This window comes from Egbenema bharatensis FJBBOT/2019 (assembly GCF_048077055.1).
In the GTDB taxonomy this organism is placed as follows: Bacteria; Cyanobacteriota; Cyanobacteriia; order Elainellales; family Elainellaceae; genus Egbenema; species Egbenema bharatensis.
Genome location: NZ_CP182236.1, coordinates 3,909,311 through 3,927,045 on the forward strand (window position 1 = coordinate 3,909,311; position 17,735 = coordinate 3,927,045).

A 17,735-nucleotide genomic window follows, 5' to 3' on the forward strand; every position below is an offset into this window, starting at 1 on the left:
TTATGCTGCGAAGAACGCGATCGAGAAGCAACAGCCAACGTGACAATCGCCTGCGACGGGCGGGCAAGGTCAAACTTCGCACGATGGGAATTTATCGGTTTTGGATTAAGCTCCTGGTGCTATTGGGACTATTTGGACTATCGCTGTTGTTTTACTTACACAGCATCACGGCACTTTGGCATTCCCCAGAAATTTTGATCAGCGATACTGACAGTTACAGCACGAATCACCATTTGAGTGAGCAAAATACCCCTGTGGTCATCAGTTCACTCGTACCGATCGCGGAATCGGCACCAGAGATGGATGAATCCACTGTCGATGTGATGCGTGATTTTGGTGCGAAGGGAGATGGAATTACCGATGATACTCAAGCGATTCAACAGGCGATCGACACGGTATATCAGAGGGGCGGCGGGACAATCGTTTTTCCACCCGGAACTTACCTGGTCACGTCCGTGACGCTGAAGGAAAACATGACCTATTACGGATACGGAGCCACCATCAAACGTCCCCCGCACCAAGACAAGTGGACAAGAACGTTCACCACTCACTATGCCGGCAGCAGGGATTCTCAACCCCTGATCATTAAAGGATTTACCTTCGATGGCAATCAATCCCAGCAAGGTGCTTACCAGAACTATGAATTGGAACAGGCTCACCTGCTGTTTCTGATGGGAGATCCCCAATTCCCTGGACGCTTAAAAGTGGTGGTTGAAGATTGTGTATTTCAAAATGCGGTGGCAGATGGTATTTCGGTTTATACCAATGTTGATATTCAGGTAAAAAATTGTGAGGCGATCGATGTGTTTCGGGGTGGGTTTGTTTTAACGGGTGGAAATACAAGGGCTGAAGTGTCGAATCTAACGACGAGGGGCGATCGAAATCCGGGTGGGCTGGATATTGAAGTGGATGGTAGGGGGTATGGCAACACCCTGAAAACCGAGATCAAATTAGAGAACATTCATTTAATCGATGGCGATTTTGATATTGGTGTGGCGGAGGGATCAACCGTCGTCGGAACCCATATTGCTTCAGAGGCTCCATTTACTTTATATGGCTTAGATTCCACCATGCAGTTTACCCACTCTAGCTTCAAAGTGGGTGCCGCAGATGGTTATATCAATCGCATTGTTTTTCCCCACGACATTCGTTTTGAAGATTGTGAATTAACTGTCACCCATCAACCCATCAGCGAATCCTACGAATTTTTTGCCGCAGCAGATGTTTGGTGGCAGCATCCCAGCCAGCCTCCCCAATCTAATCAAAAATTAGCGTTTAAGGATTGTACGTTTCAGGTAGACTCTACCATTCAACCCAACGATTTAACCTACGCCGTTTATTTACGCTCCGATGCTGAATCCAATAACAATCAACTCGTGATCGAAGGGGGAAGCATCTCCGATCGATTTAGTGCCCCAGTTATGCAAGAATCTTTGACATAAGTGATTAGCTATGAATGAATCTATTGCAGTCATTGGTCTGGGCTACGTTGGTCTACCCGTTGCCTTAGCATTTGCCCAAAAATATCCGCATACCATTGGGTTTGATATTAATCCAGAACGAGTGGAAGCTCTACGCCAGGGCATCGATCGCACGGGTGAAGTGTCCGCAGAAGCCCTACTGAATTCCCGTCTCCAAATCACTGCCGATCTGTCCGATCTGGTAGATAGCAGCTTTTTTGTCGTGGCGGTTCCTACGCCCATCGATCGCAGCCATCGCCCGGATCTCACCCTGCTCGCTAAAGCCTCGGAGCTGGTGGGTAAGGTGCTCAAACCGGGAGCCGTGGTGGTGTATGAGTCAACGGTTTATCCAGGCGTGACGGAAGAGTTTTGTGGCCCCATTCTGGCGAACGTCTCTGGATTGCGCCAGGGGGTGGACTTTAAGTTGGGCTATTCTCCCGAACGAATCAATCCAGGCGACAAAGAACACACCCTGGAAAAGATTGTCAAAGTGGTGGCAGGAGAAAACGAAGCGACGTTGGAACGGGTGGCTCAAGTTTACGGCAGGATTATTGCAGCGGGCATTCACCGAGCTACATCGATTCGAGTCGCGGAAATGGCAAAGGCGATCGAGAATACGCAGCGTGACCTGAACATTGCCCTGATGAACGAAGTCGCGTTGATTTGCGATCGGCTGAATATCCGAACCTACGATGTACTCCAGGCAGCCCGCACGAAATGGAACTTTCTACCGTTTACACCTGGATTGGTGGGAGGACACTGCATTGGGGTTGATCCCTATTACTTGACTGCGAAGGCGGAGGAGTTAGGATTACACCCAGAAGTAATTTTAGCCGGTCGTCGGATTAACGATGGAATGGGGGAATATATTGCCCAACGCCTGGTGAAGCTGTTGATTTCTGCCAATTTAGCGATTCGAGGGGCAAGGGTGGGTGTACTGGGACTCACCTTTAAGGAGAATGTTCCTGACATCCGCAATAGTCGCGTGCCGGATATTATTCGGGAATTGCAGCAGTTTGGAATTCAGACGATCGTACATGATCCCTTAGCCGACCCAGATGAAGTTCAGCGAGAATACCAGATTCAACTGGCAGATTGGCAGGACTTGACGGCTTTAGATGCGATAGTACTGGCTGTAGGTCACCAATATTATCTGAACAAATCTCAGACGCGGTTGCTCAATTGTCTGCGCTCCAATGGTGTCGTGATTGATGTGAAATCTATCCTATCGCCGACCGCCCTACCTGCCAATGTCGGTTACTGGAGTGTATAGGAATCACTTGATGATTCAGGGTTTGTATGCCATTGATCAGGTTCTCCGTTACGGAGGTGTCATTTTTTGCAATGAAATCTTTAACTCAATCCTTACAAAAAGCATTCAAAGGAGGAATGGATCGAATCGTGGCAGCGATCGCTTTACTGATACTTGCGCCAGTTTGCCTGATCGTTGCCCTTGCCATTTATTTGCAGATGGGATCACCCATCCTCTTTATCCAACCTCGATGTGGCAAAAACGGCCGCATTTTCAACTTTTATAAGTTCCGCACCCTCACAGACGATCGGGATGCCGCTGGAAACCCACTCCCCGACGAACAGCGATCGACCCCCCTGGGAGAATTTCTCCGCCGTTCCAGCCTGGATGAACTCCCCCAACTGTGGAATGTCCTCAAGGGGGACATGAGCCTGGTGGGGCCTCGTCCCCTGGTGGTGCGCTATCTGCCGCGCTATACGCCAGAACAAGCCCGTCGCCATGAGGTGAAACCGGGCATTACCGGCTGGGCCCAGGTTAACGGTCGGAATGGGATCAGTTGGGAGACCAAGTTCAAGCTGGATGTCTGGTACGTTGAGCATTGGAATTTGGGGTTGGATCTCAAAATTTTGCTGCTGACCCTTTGGATCGTGATGCAAAAGGAGGGCACGCTCCAGCAGGAAGAATTTAGAGGTCGCTCTGACGGTACGGTTTAATCCTGGATTCTAACCTTCGTCCAGTGCAGTTCATTGGAATTGAGAAACCATGTCTATTCAAATTATTGGTTTATCAGATCCGTTGTGGAAACAGACGCTTCAAATGTTGCGCCATGATGTTTATCATCTGCCTGAATATTTGAAGTTAGAAGCCAGGAGACATCGATCGCGTCCAGAAGCAGCCCTGATTGTGGATGGCGACAAAGTATTTTTTCTCCCTTACCTGCTACGTCACTGTGGTCATTTGACTGAACCCCATACTGCTGAATCTGTTTTTGATCTCACTTCTGCCTATGGTTATCCAGGAATTTTACTCAGTGAAGCCGCTGTTCATTCCCCCCATTTTTTACAAACTGCGCTCAATCAATTACTCTCCCTGTGGCGTGAACGGCACATTTGTTCTGCTTTTTTTCGGCTCCATCCCATCCTCAACGCTCACCTGAATCAGGTCTATTCGCCCGCAATTTGTCAGATCACCGGAGAAACGATCGGCGTTAACCTGCACCTTTCTAAAGAAGAGATTTGGCGGCAAACGCGATCGGATCATCGGAAAGATATCAATCGAGGTAAACGCAACGGATTTGTCGCAAAAATGGTTTCCTTTAAAGAGTATATTGATGAATTTGTTGCAATTTATAAGGAAACAATGAACCGGGTTAAAGCCAGGCAAAGTTATTATTTTACCTATGACTTTTTCCTGGATTTACTGTCTTTGGATGAGAAACTCCATCTGGGCATTGTTGAGATCGAAGGACAAATGGCCTGTGGGTGTCTGATCACAGAATGCTGTGGAATTGTTCAGACCTATTTAGGGGGAACTAAACAACAATATTTGTCCCAGGCTCCAGACAAAATCCTGTTTGATTATGTTCGGTTTTGGGCGAAGGAACGGGGGAATGAAGTATTTCACCTGGGGGGAGGAGTGGGCAGTTCAAAGGATGGCGTTTATCAGTTTAAAGCGGGTTTTTCTAAACAAAGATATCCATTTCTGACGTTGCGTCTAATTGTCGATCAACAAAAATATGGTCATTTAGTGGATTGCCGTGCAAAGTCTTTACAAGTTGATATAGATACGTTGCTGAATACCAAATTTTTCCCTGCCTATCGTGATTTGGCACTCCCAGGAGGTTCTCTATGACTGCGGACAATATGACTGCGGACAATATAACTGCGGGCAATATGACTGTGGGCAAACTTTTCACTCAGCGGTTTGGTTTTATCCTGCCCAGGTTTCTACGGGAAGATTATTCTCCATACCAATGCAAGGTTTCTGTCAATGGAATCAACTATGATGCCCGCACCCAGAGAATTCACTGGCAGAACCAGATCAAGACCTGGATCAATACGGGTAAGAATCCGTTTGTCCAGCCCGTTGAATGCCGGGAATGTCTGTTTGATACCCGCATTCCTAACATTTACATTGGTGCAGATGGGGTCTGCAATATGTGCATGACCTACAAGAAGAACTTTAAGCAGGAGATTCTGGATAGTGAACTGCAAACCTTCTTGAATACACCCAGAGAGGCGGGAGCAAAAGTGGATGCCGTCGTTGGTTTTTCGGGGGGAAAAGATAGTGCAGTTTCTCTGATTACGGCTCGTAAAAAATTGGGTTTGGCGGTCACGGCTGTCCTGGTGCAGAACGGATTTATTCCGAAGCAGGTCGTAGAAAATGGACAGAAACTCTGTGACCTGCTGGGGGTAGAGCTGGTGGTCTTAAATATTGACCTGGCTCCCTACGTCAAAGACATGATGGACAACGATTTCAAGACAGGATATCCCTGCTATCAGTGCACCGGCATGTTCCACAAGGCGATCCAGGATTATTGCATCCAAAACCACATCAACCGGATCATTATGGGACGAAATTGGTGGCACTGGATCGAACCAGAGGTGCGATCGACGCGCTGGGTCACGGATGAAGCAAGCGGGAAGAAGCTGCAACTGTTTTCCCTGCCCTTTGTCCTGCAATTAACTGAGAAAGATGTTTACCGCATTCTGGAGGAAACGGGCTGGTCAACGGTGAAAATTCACGGCAACAGCACCAACTGTGTTTTGCCGGGGTTAGTGGAGCATCAGGTGCATCGGAATCTGGGATACCATCCAGAATTACAACTGCTGTCGCGGGAAGTGATTACGGGCTTCCTGGATAAGGAGGAAGCAAAACATCAGCTTTCTGAAGTTCGGGACAATACCGAGGCACTGCGAAGGTTGGTGAATCAAAAACTGGCAGAACGCCAAAATGCCCAAACTGAGAAGCAATAATTAAACCTATGTTGAAGATTTTAGTCACTGGTGCAGCAGGTTTTATCGGGTTTCATCTCAGCCAACGCCTATTGTCACGGGGCGATCGCGTGGTGGGTTTGGATAACTTAAATCACTACTACGATATGCGGTTGAAAAACGATCGACTCAATCAACTGCGGGAACATCCTCATTTTCAATTTTATCAACTTGATTTGGCTGATCGAGAAGGTATTGCCCATCTGTTTAGCAAGCGATCGTTTGATGGGGTGGTCAACTTAGCGGCACAGGCAGGTGTACGGTATTCCTTAACCCATCCCCATACCTACGTAGACAGTAACTTAGTTGGGTTTGTCAACATTCTGGAAGGTTGTCGCACAACCAGGGTAAACCACCTGGTATTTGCCTCTTCTAGCTCCGTCTATGGTGCAAATACCAGGCTTCCGTTTTCAGTTCACGATAATGTCGATCATCCCTTAAGCCTGTATGCTGCAACGAAGAAAGCGAATGAGTTAATGGCACATACCTACAGCCATCTTTATCGCTTACCAACTACAGGTCTCCGTTTCTTCACGGTCTATGGCCCCTGGGGGCGACCAGATATGGCTCTGTTCCTGTTCACAAAAGCAATCTTAGCAGGGCAACCGATCGAAGTCTTTAATTATGGCAAAATGCGCCGCGATTTTACCTACATTGACGATATTGTAGAAGGAATCGTTCGTGTCATCGATCGTCCTCCCACGCCGAACCTTGAATGGTCAGGCGATACGCCCGATCCGGGCACCAGCTCAGCCCCCTACAAACTCTACAATATTGGCAATCATCAACCCGTGGAGCTGATGTACCTGATAGAAGTGCTGGAATCCTGTTTGGGGATCAAAGCGCAGAAAAATTTTCAACCGATGCAACTGGGGGATGTGCCAGCTACCTACGCTGATGTGGAGGATTTAGTTCAGGCTGTGGACTTTAAACCCAGCACTCCGATCGAAGTGGGCGTGGAACGATTTGTCGATTGGTATCGCACCTACTATCCAGACGCGGTTAGCGGACAACTGGATACAAGACTGGTTGTGAAGTAACTGACTGTAAAGTAACTGGTCGTTGCAGCGGTGAAGGCGATCTTTGTTAAATTCAGATCTTGCAGCTTTCCCAATCCGCCGCCCTCGAATCAATTCGGGGCTAATCGCTGAAGTCCGTTTAAACGGACTAAAACCCTTAACACAGAAGGCTTTCAACCCATTTCAATGGGTTTGAGCTACTAGCCCGCAATTCATTGCAGGGCGGGTGGGATAACCCGGTGCAAGATCTGAGTCAAGGGACATTAAAGCATCCTTCAAGCATTCATTCAATCAACCCATTAATATCCTGATTCAAGCCTATTAAACGTCCTATGTTATCCTCCCATGATTCAATAAAGCTGCTCTACATTACCACCGTTCCCGAAACCCTGGGGTTTCTGCGGGGACAAGTTCAGTATATGCAGCAAAGAGGATTCAAAATTCATGCCCTGTCCTCATCAGGTGATTTTCTCCAGGAATTTGCAGCACAGGAACAGATCACCCCCCACGTCGTTGAAATGCCCCGTCGCATTACGCCCTTTCAGGATCTCATCGCCATCCTGGAAATCTGGCGTTGTCTGCGGCAGATTCAGCCTCACATTGTCCATACCAACACACCCAAAGGGGGCTTACTGGGCACGATCGCCGCCTGGTTCGCTGCAACGCCTGTCCGGATTTATCATATGCGGGGCTTACCCTTCATGACCGCAACGGGTTGGAAACGCAGGCTATTACGCTGGAGTGAAAAAATCTCCTGTTTGCTGGCGGATCAGGTAATCTGTGTCAGTCATTCCCTGCGGGAGGTGGCCATTGCCGAGGGATTGTGCGCACCAGAGAAGATTAAAGTGTTACTGGGCGGTAGCAGTAATGGGGTGAATCCGACGCGATTTGATCCTGAAACGATCAATCGGTCGATCGGATTACAAACGCGCCAGGCTTTAAACATTCCGGCGGATGCTCTGGTTGTGGGCTTTGTCGGACGAATTGTGAAAGATAAAGGCATCACGGAACTGGCAGGAGCCTGGAAACTGCTGCGGGAAGCGTTTCCGATGCTGCATTTATTACTGGTTGGGCCATTTGAAGCCCAAGATCCACTGCCTCCTGAAGTCGAAAAAGACCTGGTGCAGGACGATCGGGTGCATTTGGCAGGCTTGGATTGGAACACGCCCCCATTCTATGCCGCAATGGATATCCTCACCCTACCCACCTACCGGGAAGGTTTCCCCAATACCTTGCTGGAAGCAGCGGCAATGCAGTTACCCGTTGTGGCAACGCGGGTGGCGGGCTGTGTGGATGCCGTTGAAGAAGGCGTGACTGGGTTGCTGGTTCCCTCCCACTCGGCTGAAGCTCTGGCAGATGCAATGGGGCTTTACCTGTCCCATCCAGAACTGCGCGATCGTCATGGTCGGGCTGGACGGGCGAGAGTTCTCCGAGACTACTGCCAGTCAGCAATTTGGGATGCCGTGTACCAGGAATATCTGCGCTTGCTCACGGAGAAGGGATTATCAGTTCCTAATCCTGTATTCAGTCCAGAACCATCTCTTTTGTCCCATCAAGGGTGATCGAAAATGAATCCATTCAACTTACTCAAACAGTTCTCTATTTTTGTTAAAAATGCGGTTGATAGAGTAATTGCTGCGGTTCTGCTGTTCTTTCTGCTGCCTGTACTCATCGGCGTTGCGATCGCCATTCGGCTGACGATGGGTAAACCAATCCTGTTTGCTCAACCTCGTCCGGGTCAGAATGGGCGAATTTTCATCTTCTACAAGTTTCGCAGCATGAAGGATGAGCGCGATCGAGCGGGCAAATTATTACCAGATGCCCAACGATTAACCCCCTTAGGAAAATTTCTGCGTAAAACCAGCCTGGATGAACTGCCCCAACTGTTGAACATCCTCAAAGGCGACATGAGCTTTGTCGGGCCTCGTCCTCTCCTGGTGGAGTATCTGGATTACTACACGCCAGAGCAAGCCCGTCGTCATGCGGTGAAACCCGGCATTACTGGCTGGGCCCAGGTTAATGGTCGCAATACGGTTTCCTGGATGGAGAAATGTGCCTTAGATGTCTGGTATGTGGATCATCAGTCCCTTGGTCTGGACTTAAAAATTTTAGCGATGACGGTTTGGAAAGTTCTGGGGCAAAAGGATGTCAGTTTGCAGGAATGTCCTGAAGCATCCAAGCGGCAGATTGAAGCCATTCAACAGGCAAAATACAGCAGTTCCGTCAGGCAGGCTCCATGAAACTTCCTATGAAACTCCCTCAGAAAACCAGTTACATTCAGTAGATCACAAACCTTGTTTAGATCCCCCCTAGCCCCCCTTGAAAAAGGGGGAACCGAGCCGAAGAGGGGTTGAAGTCCCCCTTTTTAAGGGGGATTTAGGGGGATCAACCCCAGGGTTCACTGTGAAACGAACCCAGTTTAGATCTACTGACATTATGAAACCCTTTACGAAACCCGTTACCCTATGAAATCAGTTACAGTGGTCGTGACCGGAGTGGGCGCACCCATCGGGGTGGGAATAATTAAATCGCTACGCGCTTCTCATTTACCCGTCAAAATTGTGGGAGTGGATTCTGAGCCACTAGCCCAGGGGTTGTTTCGAGTGGATCGATCGCACCAGGTTCCTTCCGCTCGCAGTGATCCGGATGCTTACTTTGAGGGCTTGGTGAACGTTAGCCAACGGGAAGGGGCAGATATCCTGTTTTCGGGGTGGGAAGGTGAATTACCGATGCTGGCTCAGCGCAAGCCGGAGTTTGAGGAGCGGACGGGAACGATTTTACCCCTCGCACCCGATGCCACCCTCAAAGCTCTGGATAAGTGGCTGACGGTCAAGGTGTTGCGCGCCTTTTCAGTGCCCGTACCGGATACCGTGCTGCCCGACGATCGAGAGCAACTGGATGATTTCTGCCGCAATCATGCCTATCCCTACATCATGAAACCCCGGCGCAGTTCTGGCGGTAAAGGTCTGGTGCTGGTTCACAACGATCGAGAGTTGGCGTTTTTTAGCCAGTACATGCCCGATCCGGTGATTCAAGAGCAACTATTACCCGATGATCAGGAATATACCGTTGGCGTGTTTATTCAAGCGGATGGCGCGCCCGGAGGAACCCTGGTGCTGAAACGCAGTCTATCAGGGGGCTTGAGTTACCGCATGGAGAGTCTGGACAATCCTGAGGCTGCTGCGATCGCCCTTCAAGCGGCTCAAGCCATGGGATTAATTGGCGGCGTGAATGTGCAAATGCGCTGCACTGCGACGGGTTTTAAGGTGTTTGAAATTAATCCCCGGTTTAGTAGTGCGACCTGCGTGAGAGCGAATTTTGGCTTCAATGAACCCGAACTTGCCATTCGTCACTTTGTTCTGGGTGAAGAAATCAATCCTCCTGAAGTAAAAGCCGGAATTTGTTTACGATTTTGGGAAGAACTGTATTTTCCCCCTGAGGTCAAACAATCGGCTCAACGGGGAGAATACACCGATCCGGGGCGGGTTTTGAACCAGTTTTAAATCTTATTTTGAATGGATTTTACACTCCATGAAACTACAAATTATTGATACGTCAGATTCGTTGTGGGCAGACACGCTACAATCCCTGCGTCATGACTTTTATCACTTACCCGCTTACGTTGCCCTCGAAGCCCAACGAATGCAAGCGATCGCCAAAGCAGTTTTAATTCAGCAAGGAGAGAAGCAATTATTTTTACCCTATTTATTACGCCGCTGCGATGATATTTTTCAAGATGATCTGCAAGCATCAGAAATATTTGATTTAGTGTCTCCCTATGGTTATCCGGGATTTTTATTCAATGCCGCCGCCACGGAAAGCCCAGAGTTTATCCAACTGGCGATCGATCACCTGATGCAAACCTTAAAGGCAGAAGGCGTTTGTTCGGTTGTTCTCCGTTCCCATCCCATCCTCAATCAGCAGTTTAATTCAACTGATCACTCTCAGTTTTGCAGCATTCAAACAGAAACGGTTGCGGTTGATTTAAGCCTGACTGAAGTTGAAATTTGGCAGCAAACTCGATCGGAACATCGCAACAAAATCAACAAATGTAAGCGGGCTGGTTTAGTTGCCAGCGTTGTGCCCTGGCGCGATCATCTGGATACTTTTATTGATATTTATACCGAAACCATGAATCGGGTTGGAGCTTCCTCTGCCTACTATTTCACTGGCGATTACTTTCTCCAGTTTGCGGAGGTGCTCCAGGAAAAATTACACCTATGTATTGTTGAACTCGATCGTCAGGTGGTTTGTGCGGGACTATTCACTGAATGTTGCGGTATTGTGCAATATCATCTGGGTGGAACCCGGCAAGCATTCCTCAAACAATCGCCCAGTACACTGATGTTTGATTATGTGCGCTATTGGGCAAAAGATCGAGGCAATCAAGTGTTTCATTTAGGAGGAGGTGTGGGAGGGGCAAACGATAGTCTTCATCACTTCAAAGCTGGATTCTCTCACCAGCGTTATTCCTTTTCTTTGTTGTGTGCAACCCTGGATGAGGAGAAATATCAATATTTGGTCTCACTCCAGGCGAAACGGTTGGCGGTGCAGGCAGAGCAACTGCTACAAACGAAGTTCTTTCCTGTTTATCGTTCCTCCGTAGTGCATTCCTGATCCCTGGCTGACTGACAAAACTCCTGAAATCCTGATTCTCTCGTAGGTTGGGTTGAGGGACGAAACCCAACGCAAACCGTTTCTCTTGTTGGGTTTCACTATGCTCAACCCAAACCTACAAATAAGATTTGTTAGTCTATTCCAGTTAAATTCCGTGGTGCAGGCATCTTGCCTGCCAGAAAGGCTCTTTCTTCAAGGCATTCTCAATGTGTTCTCAATCTGATTGGCTGACAAAAGTTGTGTGCCCTCACCCCCAACCCCTCTCCCAGAGGGCGATGGGAGCCAATCTGTTTCTTCAGTTCCCTCTTCCGAGGGGAGAGGGCTAGGGTGAGGGCTTCCGGGGTTTTGGCGGAGAAGTTTTGCCAGTCAACCAGGTTCTCAATATGTTCTCAATATATTCTCAACGATGCTTAAAGTTCTAGTATTTGATCTGGATGATACCCTCTTCCCTGAACATCAATTTGTTTGGGGAGGACTGCAAGCCGTGGGTGAATGGTTGGAGCATCGGTATCAAGTGGCTGACTTTTTTGAAATTGCCTGGCAGTTGTTTAAAGCAGGAGAACGCAAAACAATTTTCAACCAAACCTTAGATGATCTGGGTGTTGACCATTCCCCCGAACTGATTCAAATACTCTTAAAGATCTATCGCCATCATCACCCAAAGCTCTCCCTTCATGAAGATGCTAAATGGGCTTTTGATTACTTTAAAACCGACAAAAAAATTGGCTTAATTACGAATGGCGCATTAACCATTCAGCAGAATAAGGTAAAGGCTTTAGAAATTGCTTCTCGCTTCGATGCGATCGTCTACTGTGGCGCGTTTGAACCGGAGTGTTGGAAGCCCAGTCCGTATCCCTATTTAAGGATGATGGAGTTAACAGGTCATAGGGGTTGCGAGCATCTATACGTGGGAGATCATCCAGTTAAAGACTTTATCGCTGCGAAACAACTGGGTTGGACAACGATAAGAATTTGTCGTCCCGATGGGGAGTTTACCCATTTAACTGCTGATGCAGCTTACGAGGCTGAATATCAAATCACTTCTTTGTATGAACTCAAACAGATCTGTTAACCGGAGAAGATCATCATGCTAAAACCAATTCTCCTCTCAACTCCCCACATGGGCGATCGTGAACTGGAATTCATTCAGGAAGCTTTTACGACGAACTGGATCGCTCCGGTTGGCCCCCATGTGGATGCCTTTGAGCAGGAGTTTTGTCAGGCGGTGGGGGCAGAGCATGCAGCGGCAGTCAGTTCTGGGACGGCAGCATTACATCTAGCCCTGCGGTTAATTGGCGTGAGTCCAGGGGATGATGTGTTTTGCTCTACGCTCACCTTTGTGGCCACTGCCAACCCGATCGTCTATCTGGGTGCCAATCCGGTGTTTATTGATAGCGATCGCACCTCCTGGAACATGGATCCTGATCTGTTAGAGGCTGCCCTTCAACAGCGCGATCGCCAGGGCAAATTACCCAAAGCGGTGGTTCTGGTGCATCTATATGGGCAAAGTGCGGATCTCGATCCCATCCTCCAACTTTGTCGGCATTATGATATTCCGCTAGTGGAAGATGCGGCGGAATCTTTGGGGGCAACCTATAAAGGGCGATCGCCCGGCACCTTTGGGCAGGTGGGCATTTACTCCTTCAATGGCAACAAAATTATCACCACATCCGGGGGGGGAATGCTGGTATCCGATGATCCTGCCCTCGTCAGTCAGGCTCGCTTTTTGGCGACTCAGGCTCGTGATCCCGCACCACACTACCAGCATTCGCAAATCGGTTACAACTATCGTCTCAGCAATGTTTTGTCCGGCATTGGTCGCGGTCAACTGCAAGTCTTGAACGATCGGGTGGCGGCGCGGCGGCGCAACTTTGAGTTTTATCACCAGGCTTTAGGGGATTTGCCCGGCATCACCTTTATGCCAGAGGCGGACTACGGACAATCCACGCGCTGGCTCACCTGCCTTACGATTCAGCCCGATCGGTTTGGCTGCGATCGAGAACAGGTGCGTTTAATGCTGGCAGAACAGCAAATTGAATCCCGCCCCGTTTGGAAACCGCTGCATCTCCAGCCCATTTTTGCAAACTGTGAATCTAGGGGGGGAGAGGTGGCAGAAGCTTTGTTTAAGCAGGGACTTTGCCTACCATCGGGATCTAACTTACAGGAAGCAGATCTGCATCGCGTGGTTCAGGCGATCATCAGGCTTTATGATCGAACGGGGGTTAACCAACTGCGCGTTTAACAGATATAGCCTGTCTTTGAGGGTAGAAACGGTATTCTTATCGTAACGGTCAATCTCCCAGGCGTTGGAGATTTGGAATTCCTATCACTCTACAGGCAGTATTCTATGGAAACCGTGCTCATTTCGCTTCTACCCTATATCATCGGCAGTGCCGTTGTACCTCTGCAAATCATCATCGGTTTATTGCTGCTGAAAAGCCCCAATCAAGGGCTATTCAAAGCTATAGCTTATGTCGTCGGCATGACGATCGCCCGTCTATTCCAAGGATTAGTTTTCGGTTTCGTTCTATCCGGTTCTTCGGCACTGACTGCGGATAGCGGTAAGAACCCGATCGTCTCAACATTGCTCCTGGTGCTTGGCATTCTTTTACTGATCACAGCCTATAAGAAATGGCGTAGGGAGGAGGATCCAGATGATTTACCGCCCAAAGGGTTCACCATGATTGGTAGCTTAACTCCACTCAGGGCTTTTGGCTTTGGACTTGGACTCCCATTGCTTGCAGCGAAGTTATGGGTTTTTACCCTCAGCGCACTGGCCACGATCGCAGCGGCCCAGTTGGGTTGGCTATCCAGCACGATCGTATACCTACTCTTCGTTTTGCTAGCTGAATCTTTGCTGCTGCTCCCGATCTTGCTGCGTATCGTCATCCCCGAACGCTCGAAACATTTACTCGCCAAGCTTTCAGCCTGGTTAACCCAAAATAGCCGTCCCGTCACCATTATGGTTTCGCTGATTTTCGGCTTGTTTTTCCTACAGTCTGGTATTACGGGGTTACTTGGGTAATTCGGTTCTCAAGGTTCACCGTGTTGCCTCAAAAAACGCCTGAGCCCGTCCAACCTTGAGGAGGCTGACCCAACCATGACTACCCAACCACCGATCCCGGCTGATCCCCAAAAACTTTTTTGAATCTCCTCGAAATCCCCACCCAAAGGCATTAATGACTTTTAGAGTAGAGGTATGTAAGAAAGTTTTAAGAGGCGGGGTTCAGTGACAGACGATCTGAAACTCAAAATATACCCTGCGGTGATCGGAGTGCTGGGGGCATTTCTGGTGGCATCACTGCTATTGAATGTGGAAATTCAAGTCGATCGCGGTATTCCAACCGACGGAATTGCACCAACCGATCGACCTATCGATCGTGCATCTCCCACTGAATCAGACCTGTCAACCCCAGTTCCAGAACTACCCGCCCTGGCCGACCCGGAACCCAACCTATCCATTGGTATTGATGCCCAGGGGGGACTGCGGGTTAGCAATCAAACGGATTACCCCTTGCGGGTAGCCCTCCTGCCCCAACAAACTAACGAAGCCGTTCCAGAAGTTGCGCTGGAAGGAATTCCAGCCTTTAACCAACCCGTCCACTGGGATTTTGCTCCCCAGGAAGGAAGGGCGCGAGGACTGATTCTTTCCCTACCCAACGAAGATTTGCAACTTCAGCCAGGGGATGTACTGGTGGCCTTCGCCCAGGACGGTTCTCGGCGCTACTGGGGGCCGTTCGTGGTAGGAGAAACCGCTCTCCCTGCCTGGAATAGTGCTACCCGTGAGTGGCAGTTGATCCTGCGACCCTAATGCTAGAATGGCTGGGTTTACCCTCTGATTGTTCCTTCAGTTCCTTGTTCAGGGTTTTCCCCTTACGCTCCCCACCTGGCACCACTCTGTATCTATCCCATTGCTACCGTAATCCCTATGCAAGCTCGTCGAATCGCTCGTGAACTGGCTATCCTTAGCCTTGCCCAGCTTCCGAATAAGCCAGACCGCCTTCAAGCCCAGCAATTGCAAGATGTGGTGCTGGCAGCAGTTAGAACCCTGACCACGGAAGTGCATGACACGCTGGAAACGGCAGCGGCAGAACTGAGTCGAGGCAACGATCGTCTCCTCCGCAGTGAAACCAGGGCGGTAGATCTGCAAAGTTCCAGGGTGATGTTGCAAGAAGCGATCGACCTGGCCCAGTCGGCCATTAATCGAATTGGCTCAGCCCTGGAGATCCCTGAGTTTATTCAGTTGGCGAACCAAAAAGAGGTACGAGCTTACACAATGGAGTTGCTGACCCAGGTGAAGGCAAATCAGACAGAAACCGATCGCCTGATCGAACGATCCCTCGTGGACTGGCAGATGGCGCGGCTGGCGCGGATCGATCAAGATATTCTCCGATTAGCCGTGACGGAGTTCTGGTTTTTGGGCGTACCGGAACAGGTGGCCATCAATGAGGCAATCGAGCTAGCCAAGCGTTACAGCACTGAAGATGGCCATCGGTTTATCAATGGGGTATTGCGCCGCGTGACGGAACAACTGAAATCGGAACAGAAGGTCGGGCGATCGCCATCGGTACAGGATCTCCAGTAAAGTTGAAACAGTGGACGACTGATTAAATCAATCCATTCTGAGCAATTTGGGCAGCAGGTTCGACAATTATGGCTCCTTTTAACTGGTTCAACCGCCAATTCGATAAATCCAAAAAAGAGGGCACTGAGGCATCACCAGAGGAACGCAAAACCCAGGAGGCTCCTCCGAGTCAGCCTGCTTCTGAGGAAACACAACCCTCTGGAGATGCCCCGTCTGAGGATTATCTAAATTGGGCTAAGGCAGCTTACGAGAACATTCGTAAACGTCAGCAGGTAGAAGAAGCACCAGAGGCGATCGAGGCAGAATCGGTTGAGCCTGAATCGGTTGAGCCTGAACCTGAAGGGGAACCGGTCGCTGCAACCGTTTCTGCCCCAGAGGGTTCGATCGCTGAATCATCAACCGTGACAGCACCGACCCCTGAGCCGGAGTCTACCCTACCTGAAGCATCGGAACCGGCGGCGGTGCAGCAGTCAGAACCTTCCGAGCCAGAACCTCCCATCGCTGAATCCATCCCCGTTGAGCATAAAGATGGGGATTCTGAGCCAGTGACCGTTACAGAACCGGAACCTGCGGCTGAATCGACTGCCCCCGAACCTGTGCCGGAACCTGCGGCGGCCCTTCCCTTCTGGCCAAGGCCGAGGCCGAACGCCTGGAACGCCTGGAACGCTTGCGGTTGGAAGCGGAAACTCGAGCAGCGGCCGAAGCGGAAGCGGTGGCTCAAACGGCTCAACCCTCACCGCAAACGGCTCAGACGACTGCTCCACCAGAGTCTGCACCATTCCCTGATTTTGTCCTGGATGAAGGCTTCCTCTGGTCAGCGGAGGTTCTGGCCTCTCAGGGTCGTCGTCCTGAAGATGTCTCGATCGAAGAAATTACCTGGCTGAAGCGATTGCGGCAGGGATTGGATAAAACCCGCCGGGGACTGGTGAACCAACTGCGATCGATCGTGGGGCAGGGCCCGCTGAATCAGGATGCAGTGATGGAGATTGAATCGTTGCTGCTGCAAGCGGATGTGGGCATTGAAGCCACAGACTATATTATTGAATCGCTGCAAGATAAATTGCGGGAAGAGGCATTACCCCCAGCGGAAGCCATTGCCTACCTGAAGTCCATTCTGCGGGAAATGCTGGACAAACCCCTGGGGCAATCCCACAGCATTACCTTTGCTCCCGAAAAAGACAAGCTGAATATCTGGCTGATTACGGGAGTGAACGGAGCTGGCAAAACCACGACGATCGGCAAAATCGCTCACATTGCTCAAAAATCGGGCTTTAAGTGCTTGATTGCAGCCGGAGACACCTTCCGGGCAGCGGCAGTCCAGCAGGTGAAGGTGTGGGGAGAGCGCAGCAATGTAGAAGTGATTGCCAACCCCGGCAAAAATACCGATCCAGCAGCAGTGGTGTTTGATGCCATTACAGCAGCCCAGTCTCGCGGCACTGAATTATTGCTGGTAGACACCGCTGGACGGTTGCAGAATAAGAAAAACCTGATGGATGAACTGGCCAAAATTCGCCGCATCATTGACAAGAAAGCCCCCGATGCTAATGTGGAATCGCTACTGGTGCTGGACTCAACCCTGGGACAGAATGGACTGCGGCAGGCGGAGGTTTTCTCGGAAGTAGCGAAGTTAAATGGGGTAGTGCTGACCAAACTGGATGGAACAGCCCGAGGTGGGATTGCTCTGGCGGTGGTGCAGCAGTTGGGACTTCCGATCCGCTTCATTGGAGCCGGGGAAGGGATTGAAGACCTCAGACCTTTCTCCAGCTTTGAGTTTATAGAAGCATTACTGAGCGGTTAAGGCAGAGTCTT

General features: G+C 49.8%; 15 protein-coding genes and 1 pseudogene. All 16 read left to right on the forward strand.

Annotation, left to right across the window (positions count from 1 at the left end; genetic code table 11):
- The first annotated feature begins 2 nt into the window (after positions 1-2).
- The 16 genes and pseudogenes from ACM1PF_RS18175 (at position 3) to ftsY (ending at position 17,724) form a co-directional block, all read left to right on the forward strand.
- Positions 3-1,442: a glycosyl hydrolase family 28-related protein gene (locus ACM1PF_RS18175; RefSeq protein WP_416665959.1), complete on the forward strand. Its 1,440-nt coding sequence runs from the start codon at positions 3-5 to the stop codon at positions 1,440-1,442.
- Between the two features lie 10 nt (positions 1,443-1,452).
- Positions 1,453-2,733: a nucleotide sugar dehydrogenase gene (locus ACM1PF_RS18180; RefSeq protein ID WP_416665961.1), complete on the forward strand. Its 1,281-nt coding sequence runs from the start codon at positions 1,453-1,455 to the stop codon at positions 2,731-2,733.
- Positions 2,734-2,804: 71 nt separating this feature from the next.
- Positions 2,805-3,425, forward strand: a complete 621-nt coding sequence (locus tag ACM1PF_RS18185; RefSeq protein WP_416665964.1) for a sugar transferase — start codon at positions 2,805-2,807, stop codon at positions 3,423-3,425.
- Between the two features lie 49 nt (positions 3,426-3,474).
- On the forward strand, positions 3,475-4,563 hold the full coding sequence (locus ACM1PF_RS18190) for a GNAT family N-acetyltransferase (RefSeq protein WP_416665966.1): 1,089 nt from the start codon (positions 3,475-3,477) through the stop codon (positions 4,561-4,563).
- On the forward strand, positions 4,560-5,687 hold the full coding sequence (locus ACM1PF_RS18195) for a hypothetical protein (protein ID WP_416665968.1): 1,128 nt from the start codon (positions 4,560-4,562) through the stop codon (positions 5,685-5,687). The genes ACM1PF_RS18190 and ACM1PF_RS18195 overlap by 4 nt, the downstream gene beginning before the upstream one ends.
- An 8-nt stretch (positions 5,688-5,695) precedes the next feature.
- Positions 5,696-6,745 carry an NAD-dependent epimerase gene (locus ACM1PF_RS18200; protein WP_416665970.1) on the forward strand — a complete coding sequence of 350 codons (1,050 nt, stop codon included), beginning with the start codon at positions 5,696-5,698 and terminating at the stop codon, positions 6,743-6,745.
- A gap of 311 nt (positions 6,746-7,056) precedes the next feature.
- Positions 7,057-8,286 carry a glycosyltransferase family 4 protein gene (locus tag ACM1PF_RS18205; protein ID WP_416665973.1) on the forward strand — a complete coding sequence of 410 codons (1,230 nt, stop codon included), beginning with the start codon at positions 7,057-7,059 and terminating at the stop codon, positions 8,284-8,286.
- 6 nt (positions 8,287-8,292) lie between these two features.
- A complete protein-coding gene (locus ACM1PF_RS18210; protein ID WP_416665975.1) occupies positions 8,293-8,964 on the forward strand; it encodes a sugar transferase in 672 nt (223 codons plus the stop codon).
- 225 nt (positions 8,965-9,189) lie between these two features.
- The gene (locus ACM1PF_RS18215) at positions 9,190-10,227 is read left to right on the forward strand and encodes an ATP-grasp domain-containing protein (RefSeq protein ID WP_416665977.1); all 1,038 of its coding nucleotides are present in this window, start codon (positions 9,190-9,192) and stop codon (positions 10,225-10,227) included.
- A gap of 28 nt (positions 10,228-10,255) precedes the next feature.
- Positions 10,256-11,341 carry a GNAT family N-acetyltransferase gene (locus tag ACM1PF_RS18220; protein ID WP_416665979.1) on the forward strand — a complete coding sequence of 362 codons (1,086 nt, stop codon included), beginning with the start codon at positions 10,256-10,258 and terminating at the stop codon, positions 11,339-11,341.
- Between the two features lie 406 nt (positions 11,342-11,747).
- Positions 11,748-12,413, forward strand: a complete 666-nt coding sequence (locus ACM1PF_RS18225; protein WP_416665981.1) for an HAD family hydrolase — start codon at positions 11,748-11,750, stop codon at positions 12,411-12,413.
- 15 nt (positions 12,414-12,428) lie between these two features.
- Complete coding sequence (locus ACM1PF_RS18230) at positions 12,429-13,583, forward strand: DegT/DnrJ/EryC1/StrS family aminotransferase (protein ID WP_416665984.1); 1,155 nt, start codon at positions 12,429-12,431, stop codon at positions 13,581-13,583.
- 105 nt (positions 13,584-13,688) lie between these two features.
- A complete protein-coding gene (locus ACM1PF_RS18235) occupies positions 13,689-14,366 on the forward strand; it encodes a GAP family protein (protein WP_416665987.1) in 678 nt (225 codons plus the stop codon).
- 204 nt (positions 14,367-14,570) lie between these two features.
- Entirely contained in the window at positions 14,571-15,152 is a 582-nt protein-coding gene (locus tag ACM1PF_RS18240; RefSeq protein ID WP_416665989.1) for a hypothetical protein, read from the forward strand.
- Positions 15,153-15,269: 117 nt separating this feature from the next.
- Positions 15,270-15,926 (forward strand): transcription antitermination factor NusB, encoded by a 657-nt coding sequence (gene nusB / locus ACM1PF_RS18245; RefSeq protein WP_416665991.1) that lies wholly within the window; start codon positions 15,270-15,272, stop codon positions 15,924-15,926.
- Positions 15,927-15,994: 68 nt separating this feature from the next.
- Positions 15,995-17,724, forward strand: a pseudogene (gene ftsY, locus ACM1PF_RS18250) (signal recognition particle-docking protein FtsY).
- Positions 17,725-17,735 lie beyond the last annotated feature (11 nt).

Coding starts and splice junctions, on each gene's coding strand:
- nusB (WP_416665991.1), top strand. CDS start 15,270: ATGCAAGCTCGTCGAATCGCTCGTGAACTGGCTATCCTTAGCCTTGCC.
- ACM1PF_RS18230 (WP_416665984.1), top strand. CDS start 12,429: ATGCTAAAACCAATTCTCCTCTCAACTCCCCACATGGGCGATCGTGAA.
- ACM1PF_RS18225 (WP_416665981.1), top strand. CDS start 11,748: ATGCTTAAAGTTCTAGTATTTGATCTGGATGATACCCTCTTCCCTGAA.
- ACM1PF_RS18205 (WP_416665973.1), top strand. CDS start 7,057: ATGTTATCCTCCCATGATTCAATAAAGCTGCTCTACATTACCACCGTT.
- ACM1PF_RS18215 (WP_416665977.1), top strand. CDS start 9,190: ATGAAATCAGTTACAGTGGTCGTGACCGGAGTGGGCGCACCCATCGGG.
- ACM1PF_RS18180 (WP_416665961.1), top strand. CDS start 1,453: ATGAATGAATCTATTGCAGTCATTGGTCTGGGCTACGTTGGTCTACCC.
- ACM1PF_RS18190 (WP_416665966.1), top strand. CDS start 3,475: ATGTCTATTCAAATTATTGGTTTATCAGATCCGTTGTGGAAACAGACG.
- ACM1PF_RS18200 (WP_416665970.1), top strand. CDS start 5,696: ATGTTGAAGATTTTAGTCACTGGTGCAGCAGGTTTTATCGGGTTTCAT.
- ACM1PF_RS18175 (WP_416665959.1), top strand. CDS start 3: ATGCTGCGAAGAACGCGATCGAGAAGCAACAGCCAACGTGACAATCGC.
- ACM1PF_RS18185 (WP_416665964.1), top strand. CDS start 2,805: ATGAAATCTTTAACTCAATCCTTACAAAAAGCATTCAAAGGAGGAATG.
- ACM1PF_RS18235 (WP_416665987.1), top strand. CDS start 13,689: ATGGAAACCGTGCTCATTTCGCTTCTACCCTATATCATCGGCAGTGCC.
- ACM1PF_RS18210 (WP_416665975.1), top strand. CDS start 8,293: ATGAATCCATTCAACTTACTCAAACAGTTCTCTATTTTTGTTAAAAAT.
- ACM1PF_RS18195 (WP_416665968.1), top strand. CDS start 4,560: ATGACTGCGGACAATATGACTGCGGACAATATAACTGCGGGCAATATG.
- ACM1PF_RS18220 (WP_416665979.1), top strand. CDS start 10,256: ATGAAACTACAAATTATTGATACGTCAGATTCGTTGTGGGCAGACACG.